20 protein-coding genes are annotated in these 19,090 nt (G+C 64.6%); 3 read left to right on the top strand and 17 right to left on the bottom strand.

Annotated features, from left to right (window positions below; translation table 11 throughout):
• Window positions 1-114 precede the first annotated feature (114 nt).
• Window positions 115-1,500 carry an aromatic ring-hydroxylating dioxygenase subunit alpha gene (locus D618_RS0100330; protein WP_017669487.1) on the bottom strand — a complete coding sequence of 462 codons (1,386 nt, stop codon included), beginning with the start codon at window positions 1,498-1,500 and terminating at the stop codon, window positions 115-117.
• Between the two features lie 126 nt (window positions 1,501-1,626).
• Window positions 1,627-2,844, bottom strand: coding sequence for an SRPBCC family protein (locus D618_RS0100335; RefSeq protein ID WP_017669488.1), 1,218 nt, complete (start codon window positions 2,842-2,844; stop codon window positions 1,627-1,629).
• A 100-nt stretch (window positions 2,845-2,944) separates the two neighbouring features.
• Between D618_RS0100335 and D618_RS0100340 the strand changes: the two genes are divergently transcribed.
• Complete coding sequence (locus tag D618_RS0100340; protein WP_017669489.1) at window positions 2,945-3,496, top strand: VOC family protein; 552 nt, start codon at window positions 2,945-2,947, stop codon at window positions 3,494-3,496.
• A 168-nt stretch (window positions 3,497-3,664) separates the two neighbouring features.
• Here the strand turns inward: D618_RS0100340 and D618_RS0100345 are convergent, their stop codons facing one another.
• The 9 genes from D618_RS0100345 to D618_RS0100385 all read right to left on the bottom strand — a co-directional run bounded on the left by D618_RS0100345 (window position 3,665) and on the right by D618_RS0100385 (window position 12,384).
• Window positions 3,665-4,480 (bottom strand): LuxR C-terminal-related transcriptional regulator, encoded by an 816-nt coding sequence (locus D618_RS0100345; RefSeq protein WP_017669490.1) that lies wholly within the window; start codon window positions 4,478-4,480, stop codon window positions 3,665-3,667.
• A 96-nt stretch (window positions 4,481-4,576) separates the two neighbouring features.
• On the bottom strand, window positions 4,577-5,488 hold the full coding sequence (locus D618_RS0100350) for an SDR family oxidoreductase (protein ID WP_017669491.1): 912 nt from the start codon (window positions 5,486-5,488) through the stop codon (window positions 4,577-4,579).
• Window positions 5,489-5,644: 156 nt separating this feature from the next.
• Window positions 5,645-6,853, bottom strand: a complete 1,209-nt coding sequence (locus tag D618_RS0100355) for an acyl-CoA dehydrogenase family protein (RefSeq protein WP_017669492.1) — start codon at window positions 6,851-6,853, stop codon at window positions 5,645-5,647.
• A gap of 3 nt (window positions 6,854-6,856) precedes the next feature.
• Complete coding sequence (locus tag D618_RS0100360; RefSeq protein WP_017669493.1) at window positions 6,857-7,606, bottom strand: ThuA domain-containing protein; 750 nt, start codon at window positions 7,604-7,606, stop codon at window positions 6,857-6,859.
• A gap of 15 nt (window positions 7,607-7,621) precedes the next feature.
• The gene (locus tag D618_RS0100365) at window positions 7,622-8,392 is read right to left on the bottom strand and encodes an SDR family oxidoreductase (RefSeq protein WP_017669494.1); all 771 of its coding nucleotides are present in this window, start codon (window positions 8,390-8,392) and stop codon (window positions 7,622-7,624) included.
• Window positions 8,393-8,395: 3 nt separating this feature from the next.
• Window positions 8,396-9,541: a thiolase family protein gene (locus tag D618_RS0100370; protein ID WP_017669495.1), complete on the bottom strand. Its 1,146-nt coding sequence runs from the start codon at window positions 9,539-9,541 to the stop codon at window positions 8,396-8,398.
• A 124-nt stretch (window positions 9,542-9,665) separates the two neighbouring features.
• Window positions 9,666-10,061, bottom strand: coding sequence for an OB-fold domain-containing protein (locus tag D618_RS0100375; RefSeq protein WP_017669496.1), 396 nt, complete (start codon window positions 10,059-10,061; stop codon window positions 9,666-9,668).
• Window positions 10,058-11,149 carry an acyl-CoA dehydrogenase family protein gene (locus tag D618_RS0100380; protein WP_017669497.1) on the bottom strand — a complete coding sequence of 364 codons (1,092 nt, stop codon included), beginning with the start codon at window positions 11,147-11,149 and terminating at the stop codon, window positions 10,058-10,060. Before D618_RS0100380 ends, D618_RS0100375 begins: the two co-directional genes overlap by 4 nt.
• Window positions 11,146-12,384, bottom strand: a complete 1,239-nt coding sequence (locus D618_RS0100385) for a cytochrome P450 (protein ID WP_017669498.1) — start codon at window positions 12,382-12,384, stop codon at window positions 11,146-11,148. The genes D618_RS0100380 and D618_RS0100385 overlap by 4 nt, the downstream gene beginning before the upstream one ends.
• A 169-nt stretch (window positions 12,385-12,553) precedes the next feature.
• Here D618_RS0100385 and D618_RS0100390 point away from each other — a divergent pair, with 169 nt between their 5' ends.
• Window positions 12,554-12,799, top strand: a complete 246-nt coding sequence (locus D618_RS0100390; RefSeq protein ID WP_017669499.1) for a type II toxin-antitoxin system ParD family antitoxin — start codon at window positions 12,554-12,556, stop codon at window positions 12,797-12,799.
• Window positions 12,800-13,105, top strand: coding sequence for a type II toxin-antitoxin system RelE/ParE family toxin (locus D618_RS0100395; protein WP_017669500.1), 306 nt, complete (start codon window positions 12,800-12,802; stop codon window positions 13,103-13,105).
• An 8-nt stretch (window positions 13,106-13,113) separates the two neighbouring features.
• On the opposite strand, the gene D618_RS0100400 is transcribed toward D618_RS0100395, so the two are convergent.
• From D618_RS0100400 to D618_RS0100425, 6 genes are all read right to left on the bottom strand, one after another.
• Complete coding sequence (locus tag D618_RS0100400) at window positions 13,114-13,836, bottom strand: SDR family NAD(P)-dependent oxidoreductase (protein WP_017669501.1); 723 nt, start codon at window positions 13,834-13,836, stop codon at window positions 13,114-13,116.
• A 79-nt stretch (window positions 13,837-13,915) separates the two neighbouring features.
• On the bottom strand, window positions 13,916-14,929 hold the full coding sequence (locus D618_RS0100405; protein ID WP_017669502.1) for an NADP-dependent oxidoreductase: 1,014 nt from the start codon (window positions 14,927-14,929) through the stop codon (window positions 13,916-13,918).
• Window positions 14,930-14,960: 31 nt separating this feature from the next.
• Window positions 14,961-15,713, bottom strand: coding sequence for an SDR family oxidoreductase (locus tag D618_RS0100410; protein WP_017669503.1), 753 nt, complete (start codon window positions 15,711-15,713; stop codon window positions 14,961-14,963).
• 112 nt (window positions 15,714-15,825) lie between these two features.
• Window positions 15,826-16,590 (bottom strand): SDR family oxidoreductase, encoded by a 765-nt coding sequence (locus tag D618_RS0100415; protein ID WP_017669504.1) that lies wholly within the window; start codon window positions 16,588-16,590, stop codon window positions 15,826-15,828.
• Window positions 16,587-16,898, bottom strand: coding sequence for a Rieske (2Fe-2S) protein (locus tag D618_RS0100420; protein WP_026091120.1), 312 nt, complete (start codon window positions 16,896-16,898; stop codon window positions 16,587-16,589). Before D618_RS0100420 ends, D618_RS0100415 begins: the two co-directional genes overlap by 4 nt.
• Window positions 16,899-16,968: 70 nt before the next feature.
• A complete protein-coding gene (locus D618_RS0100425) occupies window positions 16,969-19,089 on the bottom strand; it encodes a molybdopterin-dependent oxidoreductase (protein ID WP_017669506.1) in 2,121 nt (706 codons plus the stop codon).
• Window position 19,090 lies beyond the last annotated feature (1 nt).

Here is a 19,090-nt window from a genome sequence, read left to right on the forward strand (position 1 = left end):
CTGGGTTAACTTTCCGGCTTTGCCGGAAAGTCGAGGGACCTTGCGCCACCCCCTGCGCGTACGTCCCTCGACTTCGCTCGGGACAGACGGGAGGGGGCGTAAAGTCTGTCTGAGTTATGGCAATTGCCCCGCCAGATACTTGTCCATCGTCTGGTGGAACTGGCGGATGCGGCCCTCCTGGTAGCGGCCGAGTTCCACCCGGTTGTTGGCCGACGCGATCAGGCCTTCCTGCACATAGGGCAGGTTCTCCATGTCCTGATCGAACACCTCGCCCAGCGCCCCCCATTCGGTGACCGTGGCCCAAGGCTCTTCCGGCGTGAGAAAACGCATTTCAGCCGCTTCGGGCATCGCGCCGTCCTTGGGCTTGCGGCCCAGCAGCCGCACTTCCATCAGCGTCGCATTCTGGTCGGGCCAGGGGCGCCAGCGATAGACGATGTTCGGCACGAACCCGCCCCAGGGCGAGAGATTGGGGAAGATGTTGTAGGTAAACGCATCGAGCATCTCGCTGTCCGAAATGTCCGAGCTGTCATAGCCGAGCGCATCAAGGTAATTGGCGCGGTTGGTCTCGGCCATCGCGGTGCGTGCGGTCTCGCCATCGGCAAGCTTGCGACCCTCGAGCGAGGCCGAGCGGCCCGAGGTGCGGCTGAACGCGGCGATGATATCGTCCTCGCTGAGGTTGTCCGCTGCCAGATGCGGGCTGGGCAGACCGAACGGGGTGAGCGCCAGATTGGCATGGTCACCCCACATCGAATAGCGCGTGTTGGCATCGCCAGTATAGGGCAGGATCTGCGGGTGGGTGACGATCGAGTGCCAGGCCTCCATGAACGCCTCGGACACTGCTTTCCAGTTGGCGTTGATCACCTTGCCGACCCACAGAGCGGTATAGCATTCGTCGAGCCGCCAGCGGCCGAAACGGTCGTAAACTTCCGCGCCCATATAGTCGCGCAAGCTCACCTGCGTGGCGCTTTCGGTGACAAAGATGAAGCCCTGCCAGCGCTCGACGCGCAACTCGGGCAGGCTCATGTCGCGCTCTTTCAGATGCTGAAAGTCCCATTCGCACGGGATGTGCTTGATCGCGCCATCGGTCTTCCAGGCAAAGCCGTGGAACGGGCAGGTGAGATCATCGGCAGAGCCGCTTTCAGTGCGCAATTTGCGGCCGCGGTGCAGGCAGACGTTGTGGAAGGCTTTTACCGATCCGTCATCCTGCCGCATGATCAGATAGGAGCGGCCGACATTGTTGTAGACGACATAATCGCCCGGCTGCAGCAGCTCGTCCTCGCGCGCCGCCATCTGCCAGACATGGGGCCACATGTGCTTCTTTTCGGCCTCGAAGAACGCAGCGCTGGTATAGCGCTCGGCGGTGACCGGTTCGGTGCCGAGATCGCGCCAGCTGTCGCCGCGTACCTCGGGCGGCACCTCGCGGCTGTCGAGGTCGAGAATCTCGTCGACCGTGATCGCCGGGCAGCGGTCGGCAGGATAGGTCCGGCTCGCATCTTCCATGGAATACTCTCCTCGTTCGTCTTTTTTCTATCGCTCCCCCGCGAAGGCGGGGGCCCATCTCCTGACCTGGCACCAGGTGCAACCGGCAGGTGATGGACCCCTGCCTGCGCAGGGGACCGGCTTGAACTAAATCGGCATGCCGATCGCCTCCGCGATGTGCTGGTGGACCGCCTGCGGCGCGCTTTCGTTGGCGCCGAGCACGACGTGGAAATCTTCAGGCGCGGTCATCAGGTTCGCGTAGCCGTGGCTGGCGACGCGATAGTCCTCGGACTGCACCACCTCGGCGGTGGCATCGTACGCCATCTCGCACACGCCGCGATATTCCTCGTCGATCACCCCGAACGGCGCATAGACGCCGAACTGGCAGCGGGTCTTGCCGACGCCATCGGGGAACAGCCGGAACACCTGCGTGAAATACACCCCCGGCGTCACCGCGCCGAAGAACACGACCGTGTTGGGGAACAGGTAATGCACCCCGCCATATTCGGTGTCGGGCCAGTCCGCCTCGTCCCTGCCGACCAGATCGCCAATGGTCTTGTCGGGGAAGCTGATGCGGTGGTGGCGACCGAAGCGTTCGAGCACGGAAATGTCGTTGTAATGCGTCTGGCCGATGGTCGAGGCGTGCAATGCTGCGAAATGATAGCCCTCGCCATAGGTATCGAGCGCGAACTTCCAGTTCGATTGCGCATGCAAGATGCCCTTCTTCACCGGCACGGCGCGGTGCAGCTCGATGAGCGCCAGCTGATCGGCAAACTCGCCGAGATGCGCGGCCGCATCGATCGGTTCGCCCTCGGAAGCGCGCACGAAGATCAGCCCGAGATATTCGCTGCACGGCAGTTCGAGCAGGTTTCGCGCGCCGATCTCGCAATCGGCAAAGCCCGCCTTGCCCGGCTGACCGATCAGCTTGCCCAGATTGTCGAAGGTCCAGGCGTGAAACGGGCAGGACAAGCGCGCCGCCTTGCCGGTAAACGGTTCGGCCTCTTCGACCAGCTTGGCACCGCGATGCGTACACAGGTTGCGGAATGCGCGAACCACCCCGTCCTTGCCGCGGATCACCAGGATCGAGGGGCCGGCGGCATCGAACACCAGATAATCGCCGGGCTCCGGAATGTCGCCGGTGAGGCCCGCGACCAGAGGCTGGCCCAGGAACAGGCGCTCGCGCTCCGCCTGGAAGCGCGCCTCATCGATATAGACTGATTTGTGCAGGGGCAGCGGGCCCTCGGCCATGTCGGTGGTGCTGGCGGCGACATTGGCGACGATCTTGCGGCGGATCTCGTACGCACGCAGCTTGCGCGACGCCGCCCAGTCCGGGGTCAGGCTATCGGATGGATCGCGCTCGGCCATGCGGGCCCTCCCAAATTGGTCAATGGCAATTTCGCGCACCATGCCAGAAAGCAGGGAGCCAATGACACTATTGGTTTAATCAGTGCAGGAGGACGCCGCCATGACCGCTTCGAGCATTTCCGCGATCGGCAGGCCGATGCAGATCGCGTTCGTGCCGGACGATTTCGATGCGGCGCTGGCCCATTGGACGCAGAGCATGGGCGTGGGGCCGTTCTTTGTCATGCAGAACATCGTGCTCGAGAACGGGCGCTTCATGGGCGCACCATCCGACTGCAAGTTCACCATCGCGCTGGCGCAATGGGGCGATGTGCAGATCGAGCTGATCCGGCAGGACAATAACGCGCCCTCGATCTATCGCGGCGATTATCGGCCCGCAGATGGCGCGATGCACCATGTCTGCCTGCTGACCGACGATATCGCGGGTGCCCGCGCGGCGGTCGAGGCGGGCGGCGGGCTGGTGCTGGTCGAGGGCAAGGTGGGGGCCGATGGCGCGGTGATCTATGCCGATTGCGGCCCCGCCGAAACGCGTCCCAATGCGGGGGCAATCGTCGAGGTGCTGCAACCGGCGAGCGGCAGCGAGGGGTTTTTCGCGATGATTGCCGATGCGGCGAAGGGTTGGGATGGGTCAGAGCCGGTGCGGGTGGTGGGGTGAAAAATCCTCCCCGAGCTTGTCTCGGGGAGGGGGACCGCCGACCGTAGGTCGGGGGTGGAGGGGAAGCGGGATAGCACATCGATGAGGCGAAGCGCGCACCCGCTACCCCTCCACCACCCGCTACGCGGTCGGTCTCCCTCCCCCAGCGAGCTGGAGGAGGATTTTTCCTCAATCACTCGCGCCCAAGTATCCCAGTTGCCCGGCCTTGAAGATCGTCTGGCTGCGGTTGACCGCGTCCAGCTTCTCGCCTGCGCGGTGGATGTGGTAGCGGATGGTGGCGTGGCTGCGGTCGAGGATCATGCTGATTTCCTTGTCGGTCTTGCCGATCGCCGCCCAGCGCAGGCATTCGACCTCGCGCTTCGACAGCATGCAGTCCGCCGGAATTCGCCGCTTGGTGCGCATGACGGTGACATAGCCAGCGATGAACCGCCGCGTCATCGCGGCCATCAGGTCTGCGTGCTTCTCGAAGGCTTCGGACAGGTCGGTGAGGCTCTTGTCGAGCGGGGTGAAGCTCACCGCCGAGATCTGGCCGAAGGGCAGGTGCACCGGCACCACGATCGCGGCATGGACCAGCGAGCGCTTGCGGAAATCGGTGAGGTCCATCTCCTCGAGATATTCGTTGCGCCAGCGCCCGAACATGCCGTGTTCGTTGCACCAGAAGGGCTCGCTCTCGTAGCGGCAGGCGCGCGGCAGCGGCGAGTTGAGCGCCAGACGGGTGTCCTCCCACCAGCGCTCGCCATCGGCCATCCAGCCGAAGATCTCACCGTTGATGATCGCACCATCGGCATCGACCATCGGCTCCTTGGACGAGATGTCGTCGCAGGCGGCAACGCGAAAACCACGCGTCTGCGACATCTCGTGCAGCGCCACCGCCGCATCGTGGATGTCCTCGATCCGGCGGATGGTCACGCGCTGCGCTAGCGTGTTGACCGGGTTGTTGCGCCCCTCGGCGTTCTCGGTGAAATGACGTGGTGCCTCGATCATGGTTTTCCCTCTGATTCGATCCTGCTCTCCGTTGCGCAAGCGTATGCCGGACCGGGCCATAACGCTACGGAATGTTGAGACCGTCGCGCTGTTGATTCACTCCGTCGTGCGCGCCGCCTTGTCCTTGTCGTTCGCCCCGCGAATCATCGCCGCCATGTCCGCCCATTGCTGGTCATCCATGCGCGACAGGCTCTGGTAGAAATTGCCCGAATTGGCCTGATAGCCCGCGCCGTCGATGGCGATGGTCTGGCCGTTGATATAGTCCGCGCCGCGCCCCATCAGCAGCACCGCAAGGTTGGCGAGTTCGTGCATTTCGCCCACCCGGCCCATCGGATTGCTGCGGTCGGCATTCTGCCCCTGCAGCCCCTGCGCGTTGCCGGGCGACAGCCGCTCGGTCATGCCCTTGGTGGGGAAGGTGCCCGGCGCGATCGCGTTGAAGCGCAGCCCATAGCGGCCCCATTCGGTGGCAAGGCTTTGCGTCATGACGTTGATCCCCGCCTTCGACATCGCCGACGGTACGGTGAACGGCCCGCCATTCCACACCCAGGTGGTGAGGATCGCCAGGAAGTTGCCGCGAATCTGCTCGGCAATCATCCGCTTGCCGATATTGTGGGTGATGTAGAAGGTACCGCGAAACACGATGTCCGAAATGGCGTTGAAGCCATTGACGCTGAGGTCCTCGGTGCGGCTGACGAAATTGCCCGCCGCATTGTTGACGAGGCCCGTCAGCGGCCCGTGCTGGCTCCAGATCGCATCCACCATCGCATCGATCGCTTGCGGGTTGCGGATATCGCACGCGTGCGCGCCCACCGTCCCGCCTTGCCGGGTCATCAGTTCGTCTGCGGTCGCCTCGAGCACCGCGCCGCGCCGCCCGCAGATATGCACCTCGGCCCCCAAATACGCGAACGCTTCGGCCATCACCTTGCCCAGCCCGGTACCGCCCCCGGTTACCAGGATTCGCTCGCCCGCCATCAGGCCGGGGCGGTACATGATCTGGGTGATATCCATCGGGCTCTCTCCTAGGTTGTTATTGTCCTTCACCCACATCCGCTCAGCCTGAGCTTGTCGAAGGCCTCGCTATGAGGTCGGCGGGAGCGCGGGGCCTTTGACAGGCTCAGGCTGAGCGGGGGGTGTCTGGCGAATGTGCCACGCCAGGTTTCAGGATCAAAGCCCCAGCACGGTCTTGGCGATGATGTTCTTCTGCACCTCGTCCGACCCGCCGAAGATAGTCCAGGCGCGCGAATTGAGGTAGCGGCCGGCCGCCATCTGCGCTTCGACGCTCTCGACCGGCTCGGGGGCCTCGTTGCCGTAAAGCGGGCGCTCGGCCGGCAGCTGCAGGCCGGACAGCCCGTGAATTTCCATCGCCAGCGTGTCGAGTTCCTGGCGCAGATTGGCGGAGAACAGCTTGACCAGCGAGGTCTGCGGTCCCGGTGGGCGGCCCTTGGCGATTTCGGCCAGGATGCGCAGTTCGCTGATCTCGAAGGCGCGCGCGCGTAGGCGCAGCGAGGCGAGCTTGCGCGCGATCACGGGATCGTGCGCCATCGCGCCATTGGTGCCGCTGGGCACGCCGCTCGCGGTGATCATCAGCCGGTCGATATCGACCAGCAATTTGGGCGCGAAGCACGATCCGCCGCGTTCGTTTTCCAGCAGGAACTTGGCGATGGTCCAGCCCTGGCCTTCCTCGCCGATGCGGTTGCTGGCATGGCTTCGGGCATCGTCGAGGAACACCTGGTTGACCTCGTGATCGCCCGCCATGGTGATGATCGGGGTGACGGTGACACCCGGCTGATCCATCGGCACCAGCAGGAAGGTGATGCCGCGCTGAGCCGAAACCTCCGGATCGGTGCGTACCAGGCAGAACATCCAGTTGGCATAATGCGCGTGCGTGGTCCAGATTTTCGAGCCGTTGATGCGGTAGCTATCGCCTTCCAGCGCCGCGCGGGTCTTGAGGCTGGCAAGGTCAGAGCCCGAGCCCGGCTCGGAATAGCCCTGGCACCAGTAATCCTGGGCGCTCAGGATGCGCGGCAGAAACCGCGCCTTCTGCTCAGGCGTGCCGAAGCGGCAGATCACCGGGCCGACCAGCTTCAGCCCCAGCACCGCCAGCCCCGGCGCGCCTGCGATCGCGCATTCCTTCTCGAAGATATAGCGTTGCACCGGGGTCCAGCCGGTGCCGCCATCCTCGACCGGCCAGTGCACCGCCAGCCAGCCTTTCTCATGCAGGATGCGCTGCCATTCCAGCCCGATATCGGGCTCGACGAACACGCCCGGCGTGCGCCGCGCGCCCTCGATCAGCCGATCATTGAGGTGCGATTTCAGGAAGCTGCGGACCTCGGTCTGGAAGGCCAGTTCGTCGGGGGTGAAATCCATGTCCATGCGTCAAATCCCGCCATGTCCGGTCGCCCAGAGGATGCTGCGGCGCAACAGTTCGTAGTAGATGGGGTAGTTCCACGCGCATTTTTCAGGATGCGGGTAGAAATCTGCCATGCCCGGCAGGTCATAATGCCCGCGGCAATGGCCCAGCGTGTTGTACAGAATGCCGCCGTCACCGATCGCGCGGGTGTAGATCACCGGCACCACCGTCTCGGGCCAGTCGGCATCGACAAAGCCGGTCGCCTCGCCCGCAAAGCGCGTCTGCGCCAGTGTGCGGATGTCGCTCACCTGTTTCATCAGGTACAGCTCGTCGATCACATCGAAATCTTTGAGCCCGCGCGTCACGTCATGGTCGGCGTCGACGATTTGAACCGTGAACGGCGCGCCGATCGGCGGGTGCGCCTTGAACTGGGTGCCCAGCATCTGCATCACATCGGGCCGCTCCTCGGGGCTGTCGACGCCAGCCTCGGTAAAACGCAGGATCGAGTTGGTGCCGTGCAGCGCCAGCCAGCGCCCGCCCTTTTCCAGAAATGCCTCGATCGCCCGAACCTCAGCCGCACACGGCATCAGGTCACAGGTATAGGTGACGAGGAACCGGCATGCGGGCAGGCGGTCGGCCACGCCGCCATAGTCATGCGCCACCGTTGTGCGGATGTTGTCATGCTCGGCGAGCAGTTTGAGCACCTCGAGCCGGGCAAAGTCGATATCGTGATATTTGCCCGCCGCGACGAAATGCGCATCGATCCGTTCAGCCATGCCGTGTTCTGCCCCTCAGCTGCGGAAATGGCCACCGCCATCGACGGTAAAATCGACCCCGGTGGTGAAGCTGGCCTGATCGGACAGCAGGAAGACGATGGCGTTGACCACTTCGTCCGCTTCGCCGACGCGGCCCATCGGGTGGTTGGCGGCGAACATCGCCTCGACCTCCTGCGCGGTGCCGGGCAACGCCTCGAGATAGCGTTCGAACATCGGCGTGCGGATCGCGCCGGGGTGCACGGTGTTGGCGCGGATGAGAAGGCCCTTTTCGGCACAATCGAGCGCGATGGTCTTGGTGAGCGCAGTGACCGCCGCCTTGGAGGCGCAATAGGCGGCAAAGCCCGATCCGACGCGCAAAGCCAGCATCGAGCCGATGTTGACGATCGCACCGGGTTCACCCGAGTCCGCGATCGCGGGAATCGCCGCGCGGCAGCCGTTGAAGGTACCGCCCAGGTTGATGTCGATGGTGCGGCTCCAGCTGTCGAGATCGACATCGGGCACCGCGCCGGGCTCCGAAATGCCTGCCACGTTGACGAGGTGGGTGAGCTTGCCGAAGGTCGCCTGCGCGGCCTCGACCGCAGCCTGCCACTGCGCCAGATCACGCACATCGAGCGACACTGCCATCGCGCGCTCGCCGAGTTCCGACGCCAGCGCCTTGGCCTTGTCGAACTGGATATCACCCAGCACCACGCTGCCGCCCTCGGCGACGATGCGCCGCCCGGTCGCCCCGCCGATGCCTTCCGCCCCGCCAGAAATCAGTGCGACCTTGCCTTGCATCAATCCCATGGTTCAGCGCTCCAATATTGCGACGGCGGACAGGCCGGGTGCGCCATAGACATGGCTATAGGCGGTCTTCGGATTGCCCGGGACTTGCCGCTCGCCGCCGCGTCCGCGCAGCTGCACGGTGTTTTCATAGACCTGCCGCAGACCCGATGCGCCGATCGGCTCGCCGCACGCCAGGCAGCCGCCATCGGTGTTGACTGGAAGCTTTCCGTTCAGCTCGGTGCGGCCTTCGGCGAGCCATTGCTCCTGCTCGCCATCCGCGCAGAAGCCGTTCTCGGCCATGTGCATGATTTCCGCACCCGATTCGGTGTCCTGCAACTGCGCAACATCGATGTCCTCGGGGCCGATGCCCGCCGCCTCGTATGCCGCTTGGCTCGCGAGTTCGGTCGGCTTGCCGCCGCGCTCGACGCTGATCGCGGGCGCGAACACCTCGAACGATCCGGGCGGGCGGGTGCGCACCGCGATGCTGGCGATTGTCACCCCGTCCGCGCCGAGTTCACGCGCCTTCTTCTCCGACGCGATGATCAGCGCGACCGCGCCTTCGGCGGGTGAGCAGAACATGTATTTGGTCAGCGGATCGTTGACCATCGGTGCGTTGAGGATGGTATCGAGATCGACCGGCGAGCGCCGCCAGGCGTGCTCGCACAAGGTGCCGTTGCGGAACGCCTTTTCGGCGACCATGCCCAAGGTCCGGCGGCTGATGCCGTGCAATTGCATGTACCGCTGGATCTTCATCGCGAAGAACTGCGTGGTCAGCATCATGCCGGTTTCGCCATACCATTCGGGCAGGCCCCAGTCGCCCGGCTTGGCGTTGAATGCGCCGCGCGGGTGCTTGTCGAAGCCGACCGCGAGCGCGATGTCGCACTGGCCCGACGCGACCGCGTTGCGCGCCGATGCCAGCGCGCTGCCGCCGGTGGCGCAGCCGTTCGAGACGTTGATGAACGGCAGGCCGGTGAGCCCCAGTTCGTTGACCATGATATCGGCATTGCCCGCGCCTTCGGACCCGCCATAGGCGCATTCGATATCGGTCCATTCGAGCCCTGCGTCGGAGAGCGCCTGGCGCACCGCGAACACCCCCTGATCGCGGCCTGTGCGGCTATCGGTCCGCCCGAACGGGTGGATGCCTGCGCCTATGATCTGGACGGTGGTCATGGGTTTAGGCCTTTCAAAGCCAAACTTCCCCGAGCTCCCGAGCGAAGTCGAGGGACGCGCGCGCTTAGGCTCGAAAATACGTCCCTCGACTTCGCTCGGGACAAACGGGAAGGGGGTGATTTGATCATGATGGAACAGGCCTGAACGCAAACGTGCTCCGGCCCGGCGCAAACTCGATCAGCACCAGCTCCATCGCCATCCCTAGCTTCAGATCGGCCAGGACCGCCCCCTCGATCCGCGTCTCGACGATCACCTGGCCTGGCAACTCGACATAGCCGATGAGGAACGGCGTGAACGCTTCAGGTCCGGCATAAGGCGGCGACTTGGGGCGGAAATCCTGGCTGGTCCATGACCACAAGGTGCCCGTCCGCGACAGAGGTACAGCCTCGAAATGCTGCGCAGCATCGCCCTGCGGCATCGGGAAGACGATCTCGCTGGTGATCCGGTGCTGGCCGCCGATCAGGCGCGGCTCGGCTTCGTCAGTCCACAGCCCTTCGGCGACCGGAATGGCGATGCTCATGCCGCCACCTTCGCCAGATTGGCCGCATAGGCATCCAGCCCTGACGCCGGATCGCCCAGCCATTGCGAGAGCAGCAGGACGCGCTTGTGCGCATGGCCGATCTCGAGCTCATCGGTGGTGCCCATGCCGCCGTGCAGCTGAACCGCCTCGCGTCCGATGCCGAGCGCGCATTCCGCGACGATCGCCTTCATGCCCGCGATGTCGTGCGGCGCGCCCGAGGTGACCGCCGCGATCAGCGCGCTCCTGGCCTGATCGACAAGCGCATAGGCTTCGACCATCCGGTGCTGGATCGCCTGGAAGCGCCCGATCGGTTGGCCGAACTGCTCGCGCTGGCGCACATAGGCGAGCGTATCGTCGAACAGCCGCTGCGCGAGCCCCGTCATCTCGGCCGCGGCGATCAGTCGTGTGGTCGCAATCGCCTGCTCGACCGCGTCCCAGTCGAGTTTCAGCCGCGCCTCGGCGGGCACCGCACACTGACGCAAGGCAATTTCGGCGGCCTCGTTGCCATCGATCACGCGATAGCCCTTGCGCATTACGCCCGGTGCATCGGCGGCAATCACAAACACCGCAGGGCCGCTGTCGCTGAGCGCACTCACCAGCAGCCAGTCCGCGGCCATCCCGCCCAGCACGAAGGTCTTGTCGCCGCTCAGTATAATGCCATTCGAGCTTGGCTTGGCCGTCGTGCCGTGCGGCATCGTGACGTGCCGCCCCTCGGGCTCGAACAATGCCAGTGCGGCGATTGCCTCGCCCGCTGCCAAAGCCTCGATCACCGGATGATCTGCGGCGAGTCCCGCCCCCGCCAGCAGTATCGGCAGCACCGCGTTTTCCAGCCAGTTGTCCGACGATATGCGCTGGCCAAAGCTCTCGCCCACCGCGACCAGATCGAGCAGGCTGCTGCCAAGCCCGCCCTTGTCCTCAGCGAGCGCCATCGCGGTCAGCCCGAGCTCGGCCATCGCCTGCCAACGCGCACGATCGATCCCGCCGGGTTGCGCGCGCTGGCCCTTGCGTGCGGCAATGTCGCGGCCCTCCAGAAACCGCTCGACCGAGGCGCGGAACAGCAGCTGGCTCTCATCATAATCGAAGTTCATGGCGTCTGCTCGAAACGCACCGGCACGCAGGACGGACCCCGCAGCATCATGTTGGGGTGATAGGCGATCGCGGTTTCGTCGGTCAGCGTGATACCGGTAATGCGCGGCAGCAGCTCCTCGAACGCCACGGTCATCTCCTTGCGGCTGAGCATGTTGCCGACGCACATGTGAATGCCCCTCCCGAATGCCAGATGGGTGCGCGCATTGGCGCGGTCAGCCAGGAAACGGTCAGGCTCCTCATAGCGTTCCGGATCGCGGTTGGCGGCGGCATAGCGCATCATCACCATGGAGCCCGCGGGCAGGGTGACTCCGCCGAGTTCTGCGTCCTGCTTCATCACGCGCCAGATGCCCGACGAGGCGCTGGCCAGCCGCAGCATTTCCTCGACCATATTGGGGATGATCTTGGGGTCGGCCTTGGCCTTGGCAAGCTCGGACGGGTTGCGTGCCAGCAGGATGATGCCCTCGGCGAGCGTCGCGGTGGTGGTTTCATTGCCCGCAACGAGCAATTGCTGCACGATCGAGAGCAGTTCGCCGTCGTCCAATGGCCGCTCGCCGTCGATCTGGGCGTGGACCAGGTCGGACAGCAGATCGTCAGTGGGGTTGGCACGCCGCAGGTCCATCTGCGCCTTGATCGCGTGCTGGAACTCGACCACCTCGCGCGCGCATTGCAGCTCGCGCTCTAGTGGCACCATGCCGCCCAGCCGGTCGACGAACGCATCGGTCCAGCGCTTGATCGTGCCGGGCTCCTCGTGCGTGAGCCCCAGCTGCTCGGAGATCATCCGGATCGGCAGCGGCATCGCAAAATCGCGGACGAAATCGATGTCGTCTTTGACAAGCATCTGATCGATGAGGTCACGCGCAATCTCGCGGATATGCGCTTCGAGCTTGTTCACGCGCGGCGCGGAGAACGCCAGGTTCACCAGCTTGCGAAAGCGGGTGTGCACCGGCGGATCGGCGGTCAGCAGCGTATCGACCTGCGGCCAGCCGTCCTCCAGGATCGCCTTGACCTCGGGGTCTTCGGACCGCGCGCCCGAAAGCACCGCCTGGAAGTTGTTCGAGAATTCATCCGTGCGCGCGGTCGCCTCGCTGACGAGCTTGTGGCTGAGCACCAGATACAGGCCGCTCGCCGCATCGTGATACACGGGCTGGCTGGGGATGTGCTGCTGGTAGAAGGCAAACGGGTCGGACAGCACGTCCGGATGGAAAAAGCTTGTCTGCTCTGCCGCCACCGTCACCGCCCGCTCCTGCCATCGTCTTGTGTCATTCCATTGTCATAGCCTTGCGACGTGGCGAGCGGCGATAGTCGAAAATGCTAGGGCGGGATGAACCGAGCGGATAACGAAAATTGCGTAATTTGTGTTACTGGGCTAATATCAGGCGGAAATATCGAGAAGGACCAAGACCGTGAACGTATCGATTGGCGAACGCTGGGAAGACTATGTCGCCGCGCTGCTCAAGACCGGGCGCTATGGCTCGGCGAGCGAGATCATTCGCGAAGGGCTGCGGCTGGTAGAGGAGCGTGAGGCGAAGCTGGCGGCGCTGCGTGAGACGATTGAGGCTTCTCTTGCACGCGGCGGCGAAAACAATGATGATGATGTTGATCAGCGTCTCGAAAAAGCAGCTGAGGAACTCATGTCGCAGGGATATTAGGTGAGGAAGCTCGTTTATCTCGACTCGGCAACTGATGATCTCATCGAAATTCTGAGATATGTTACGACTGAAAGTGCCAATCTTTCGGTGGGAACAGCGTTTGTCTCGAAACTGCGCGCCAGATGCGCGCACCTTGCTTCGCTTCCCGGAACACTCGGCTCTGATCGTGGGGAGTGCGTCCCCAGGCTCAGAAGCGTATCCTCATATGGCTACATCATCTTCTTCAGATACGCGGAAGAACGGTTGGAAGTCGTCAATATCCTCCACGCCAGCCGCGATGTGCAGGCGCATTTCGACAACGATTGACCGCCCGCTCAGCTGTGCGTCATCACCCCTCCATCGGCGATAATGCCCTGGCCGGTGATGAAGCGCGCATCGTCGCTCGCCAGAAACGCGATGACATCAGCAATGTCTTCGGGCTGGCCCAGCCGCTTGAGCGCGGACTTGTCGCGATAATAATCCGCCGCCTCGCCATTCTCGAGCATGCCGCGTGTCATGCCGGTGACGATGCAACCGGGCTGCACGCAGTTGACCGTCACGCCATAGGGGCCCAGTTCCATCGCCAGCGAGCGGGTGAAGCCCAGGATCGCGTGCTTGGATGCGGCATAGGCGCCCAGCCCCGCATCGCCGTAGCGCGACAGGATCGACCCGGTGTTGATCACGCGTCCCGCCTTGGACGCCTTGAGCAGCGCCAGGCACGCCTTGGACAGCCGCGCAGGCGCGAGCAGGTTGACGTCGAGCCCGAACTGCCACTGCTCGTCGGTCAGGTCCTCGAGCGTGCCCACCGGACACACGCCAGCGTTGTTGATCAGGATATCGAGCCCGCCCAGCTGGCCTTGAGCAGCGGCGGCCAGCGTGACGATCGCCTGCGGGTCGGCGAGGTTCGCGACATGGTTGAACGTGCCCGCCAAACCCTCGCTGCTGATGTCGCAGGCCAGCACCATTGCGCCATCGGCGAGCAATCGCCGGACCGTGGCCTGGCCTATTCCCGATGCTGCCCCGGTGACGAGGGCCTTGCGTCCGTTGAGTCTGCTCATGCTCGTTCCTTTGCGGGTGGGGAATGGATCATCTGCGCACCATCCATGGTGCGTGTCCAGCCCATCAGATCTTGGGTGCTCAGGCGATCTTGAGGATCATCTTGCCCTGGTTCGATCCTTCGAACAGCCGCAGGAACGCTGGCAACGCATTGTCCAGCCCCTCGTCGACATGCTCGTCGACCACCAGCCGGCCCGATGCCGCCCATTCGCCCATCTTCGCAGCCCCCTCGGCAAAGCGCCCGACATAATCGGCGACCAGCAGCCCGCGGATCGAGGCGCGGTGGACGATCAGTTGCCAGATGTTGCGCGCGCCCACCGGCTGGGGTGCATTGTATTCGCTGATCAGCCCGCACAGCCCGATGCGCGCGCCATGCCGCAGGTTCATCAGGCCCGCATCGAGGATATCGCCGCCGACATTCTCGAAAATGACATCGACGCCGTCGGGGGCGACCGCCTTGATCGCGGCATCGAGCGCGGCGGCATCCTTGCCGCGATAGTCGATCGCGTGGTCGAACCCGTAGCGATCCTTCAGCTGCGCGCATTTCTCCGCGCCGCCCGCGATGCCGATGGTGGTGCAGCCCATGATCTTGGCGATCTGGCCGACCAGCGAGCCCACGGCCCCTGCAGCGCCGGTCACCAGCACGACGTCGCCGACCATGGGTTCGCACACGTCGATAAACCCGAAATAGGCGGTCATCCCCACCGCACCGAACAACGAGAGATAGTTGGTGACCGAGGGCACCGCGGCAGGGTCGATCGGCTGGGTAAAGCCGCCCTGAACGCCGATCGAATAATCCTCGATGGCATTGAGCCCCAGCACCCATTGGCCCTTGGCAAAGCCCTCGGCGCGGCTTTCCTCGACCACGCCGATGGTGCTGGCGCGCACCGGGGCGCCGAGCGGGATCGGCGGCATGTAGCTTTCCGCATCGGACATCCAGCCGCGCATCGCCGGATCGAGCGAGGCGTAATGGTTCCGGATCAGGAACTGGCCGTCCGCCAGCGCGGGCAGCGCCGAGGTTTCCAGCGCGAAATCGTCGGCGACCGGCGCGCCATCGGGGCGGCGCTTGAGGATGAACTGGCGGTTGCTGGTCATGAGGATGCGTCTCCGGGAAAAAAGGGAAAGATCAGTCTGCGCCGCGCCCGCCATCGACCAGCATCGCGGTGCCGGTGACCATGCGCGCAGCGGGGCTGGCAAGGAAGGTGGCGGCGCTGGCGATATCCTCGGCCGTGCCGACTCGCTGGAGGGCATTGCCGTCCATCACGAAGGCCTTGACCGCGTCGTTGTCGCCATAGGCTCCGGTGATCATCTCGGTATAGATCACGCCGGGGTTGAGCGAGTTGACGCGCACCTTGGGGTCCATCTGCGCACCTTCCAATGCGGCGACCCGGCTGAAATGCGTCACCGCCGCCTTGGCCGCGCAATAGGCCGCGCAGTCGTCGAGCCCGATCAGCCCGGCGAGCGAGGAGATGTTGACGATCGAGCCCGCGCTTTGCGTGTCGCGCATCATCCGCAGCCCGTATTTGGTGCCCAGCACCACGCTTTCGACATCTGCGGTCCAAAGCTCGCGGAACTCTGCCAGCGTGGTATCGGGCAGCGGCTTCGAGAAGAACGAGCCTGCCGAGTTGATCAGCGCATCGACCGAAGTGTGCGCGGAGGTGACGGTGTTGGCAAAAGCGGCCCAGTCGGATTCGCTTGTGACGTCAAAGCTGTGGAACTCGGCTGTCCCCCCGGCGGCCTGCACCTGCCGCACGGTTTCCGCGCCGCGGTCCGGATTGCGTCCGGTCGCGATGATGTGGAAGCCCGCGCGTGCGAGGCGCAGCGCGGTGGCACGGCCGATGCCCGAGGTCGCTCCGGTGACGATGGCTGTCTGCGTCATACTGCCCCCACCCGTTTTTCCCGAGCGAAGTCGAGGGACGCAACCACTGCCCTTGCGCATACGTCCCTCGACTTCGCTCGGGAACACGGAGGGGTTTTAGACCGGGCCGTCATCACGTCAAACTCCATCCGCCATCGACCACCATCTGCGTGGCGGTCATGAACGAGGATTCCTCGCTGATCAGGAACAGGATGCTCTCGGCGATGTCCTCGGGCTCCTGCGGGACGCCCAGCGGAACGTCGGTCCAGTGCGCGGGGTCGTTCATCGCGCCCGGTGGCATTGCGCCTTCGAGCAGGGGGGTGCGGGTGGGGCCGGGGCAGACGGCGTTGACGCGGATCATGTCGCCCTTGCGACCGACCTCGACCCCGACCGCGCGGGCCATGTTGGCCATCGCCGCCTTTGCGACCGCATAGGCCGAAATCGTGGGCGCGGCGCAATTGGCCATCACCGATGCAGTCAGCACGATGCTGCCTGTAGCAGGCTTTCCGTCCGCCTGGGCGCGCATCTGCGCCACCGCACGTTGCAGGCCGATGAAGCTGCCCTCGACATGCACCTGGTTGAGACTGCGGAACCGCGCCATGTCGAGATCGATGATCGGCTCGTAGTTGACGATCCCGGCGTTCGAAACGAGCGCATCAAGTCGGCCATAATGATGCACGGCCGCGGTGATGGCATTGTCCCAGTCATCCTCGCTGGTGACATCATGCTTCAGACCGATGCAGTGGCAATCGGCGGCAACACCCTGGATCCGCTCCCCATCGAGGTCGGTGGCAATCACATGCGCGCCGCGTTCCGCCGCCAGCCGCGCGGTGGCCGCACCAATGCCCGATGCCGCGCCGGTGATCAGCACCACCTTGTCCTTCACATCAAATGTCATGCATCCATATCCAGTTCGATCAGACCGTCATTCTCCCGCACCGGCCAGGTCCTGATGCCGCAATGCGCGGGCGGGCCCTTGGCAGCGCCGGTGCCGATATCGAATCGCGCGCCATGGTGCGGACAGATCACATGCCCGCGCCGCAATCGTGCGCCGGCCAGCGGAAGCATGGCATGGCTGCACAAGCCGTCCACGGCAAAAAGCCTGCCCTCGCCATCGCGCGCGATCAGAAATGCTGCACCTGAATGCTGCACAAACCGGGTGGTGCCCGGTGAAATATCGGACGGGGTGACGGGCGTGAATGCCATGGGATATGTGATGGCCGAGATTGGATCGGCCTGCAATCCTGCCAGGAGGGAGGGGCGCATTTGCGCTGGTTCAAGCACGCAGCACCCTGACCGGAATTGCGCTTTGCAGCGCCTGGCCGGTGATCGGATCGAAGCCGGTGGTTTCCGATACCAGCCGGTTGGTCGATCCGCCGCGTGTCGGCACCGCGTCCGGCCCATAGTCCGGGTCGCCATAGCCATGCGCCATCGAGATCACGCCAGGGCGCAGGTCGCGAGACGCCTTGGCGAGCGCGTGAACCTCACCATGCGGTGAGGCGATGCGGATCAACTCGCCATCGGTCACCCCCAGGCCTGCAAGATCATCGGGATGGATATGCGCCGGGTTGGTGGTGCGCTTGGCCGCGAGCGCGGACAGGTGACCGCCGGTCGAATTGAACCGATGGCGGCTGCGGCGCGAAATCAGCCGGAAGGGATAGCCCTGCGTCGCCGGGTCGTTGTCGCCATAGGCGATCAGTTGCGCGGGCATCGCGCCGCCTGCCAGATCGAACCGCGCCTCGTGTCCGGGCTCGGCCGGTTCGACGATCGGGTGCAGGTCATCATAGATCACCGCCTGGCCATCCACGCTGTCGGCGCGCACCTGACTGGGCGGCACGACGCAGCCCGCCACCGCCATGTCGAGAAAGGCCTCCTTGTCCGGGCAGGCGTCCATCGGGCAGGGTCCACCCGCCAGTGGCAGCCCGGTGCCGATCCGCTTTGCCAGCCCCCAGAGCATCTCGTATTCGTCGAGCAGGTCGCCGGGGCGCGCGATCAACGCCTCGGTGTAGCGGGCATAAGGGATTTCGTACCACCATTCGGACAGCGACGAGATGTCGTCGCGCTCAAGGCACATCAACGGCGCGAGGATATAGTCCGAGCGGCGCGCGGACACGCCCTGGCTGCGGATATCGACGCTGACGAACAGCTCGAGCGCATCAATCGCGCGCGCCATCTTGTCCTGATCGGGGAAGGCGAGCATCGGGTTGCCGCCGATCGAGATCAGCGCCTTGATCTGGCCCTCGCCCGGGGTGAGAATTTCGTCGGCCAGCACGTTGCACGGCATTTCGCTCATCAGGTGCGTGAGGCCCCGGAAGCGCGAGGCGGGGAAACCCTCTCCCCACAGTTTCATCGGCGGTGAAACCTGCGCGCGGCGCGGCGTGACCGGCGTGAAGATCCGCGGGATCGAGCTCTTCTCGCCCTCGCGGCAGAAGCGCCCGCACAGGATGTTGAGGCTGCTCACCAGATATTGCGTCAGCGTGCCGTTGCCCGCCATTTCGGGGCCGGTGCCGGTGCTGGCAGAGCCCTTGGTGCCGCCTGCAAACATGCGCGCTGCGGCCACAAGGTCCGCCTCGCTCACGCCAGCGCGCGCCGCCGCGACAGCGGGAGGAAAGCCTGCGACCGCTTGCTTCAGCTCGGCCAGCCCATCGACATGCGCCTGCACGAACGCCTCGTCGTACAGTCGTTCCTCCAGGATCACGTGGATCATGCCTGCGAGCAGTGCAGGGTCCTCGCCCGGCTTCACGGGCAGATGGATATGCGCCAGCGCCGCGACATCGCTCTCCCTCGGATCCGCAACGATCAGCTTGAGCCCGCCCTCGATGGCATCGCGCAGCCGACGCGAGGGCGAGAACGGCGGCAGGCCCCCCGGCGGGCCGTAATGCGACACGATGGGATTGTTGCCGATGAAGAACGCGACATCCGCCTCGCCAAAGACATGCCCGCCGCCCGACCACTGGCCGTATTGGAAAGCGGTATAGACCTTTGCGGGCTGGTCTAATGTCACGCTGGTATAGAAATGGCGTGTGCCCAGTCCTTGCGCAAACGCCATCGCAGAGGCGACGCCGGCGGAGTTCTGGAACGAATAGGTGCCCGCATAGACCGCGACGCTGTCTGGCCCGTGCTCCTCGATCAGCGCCTTGAGCCTGTCGCCGATCTCGTCGAGCGCGGTCTGCGTAGCGATCGGTACAAAGCCGTTAGCGCCCTTCTTCTGCGATGCGAGCAGCCGTTCGGGGTGGTGGTGCGCCTCTGGCAGCTGGCGGCCCTTGATACAGGTATAGCCGCCGAACACCGGATCATCCGGATCGCCCGACACGCGCAACACCGTATCGCCCTCGGTCTCCACCAGGATCGCGCAATTGGCATGACAGAAACGGCAGAAGCTGCGCTGCACCGGCATG

It is taken from the genome of Blastomonas sp. AAP53 (assembly GCF_000331245.1).
Lineage (GTDB): Bacteria > Pseudomonadota > Alphaproteobacteria > Sphingomonadales > Sphingomonadaceae > Blastomonas.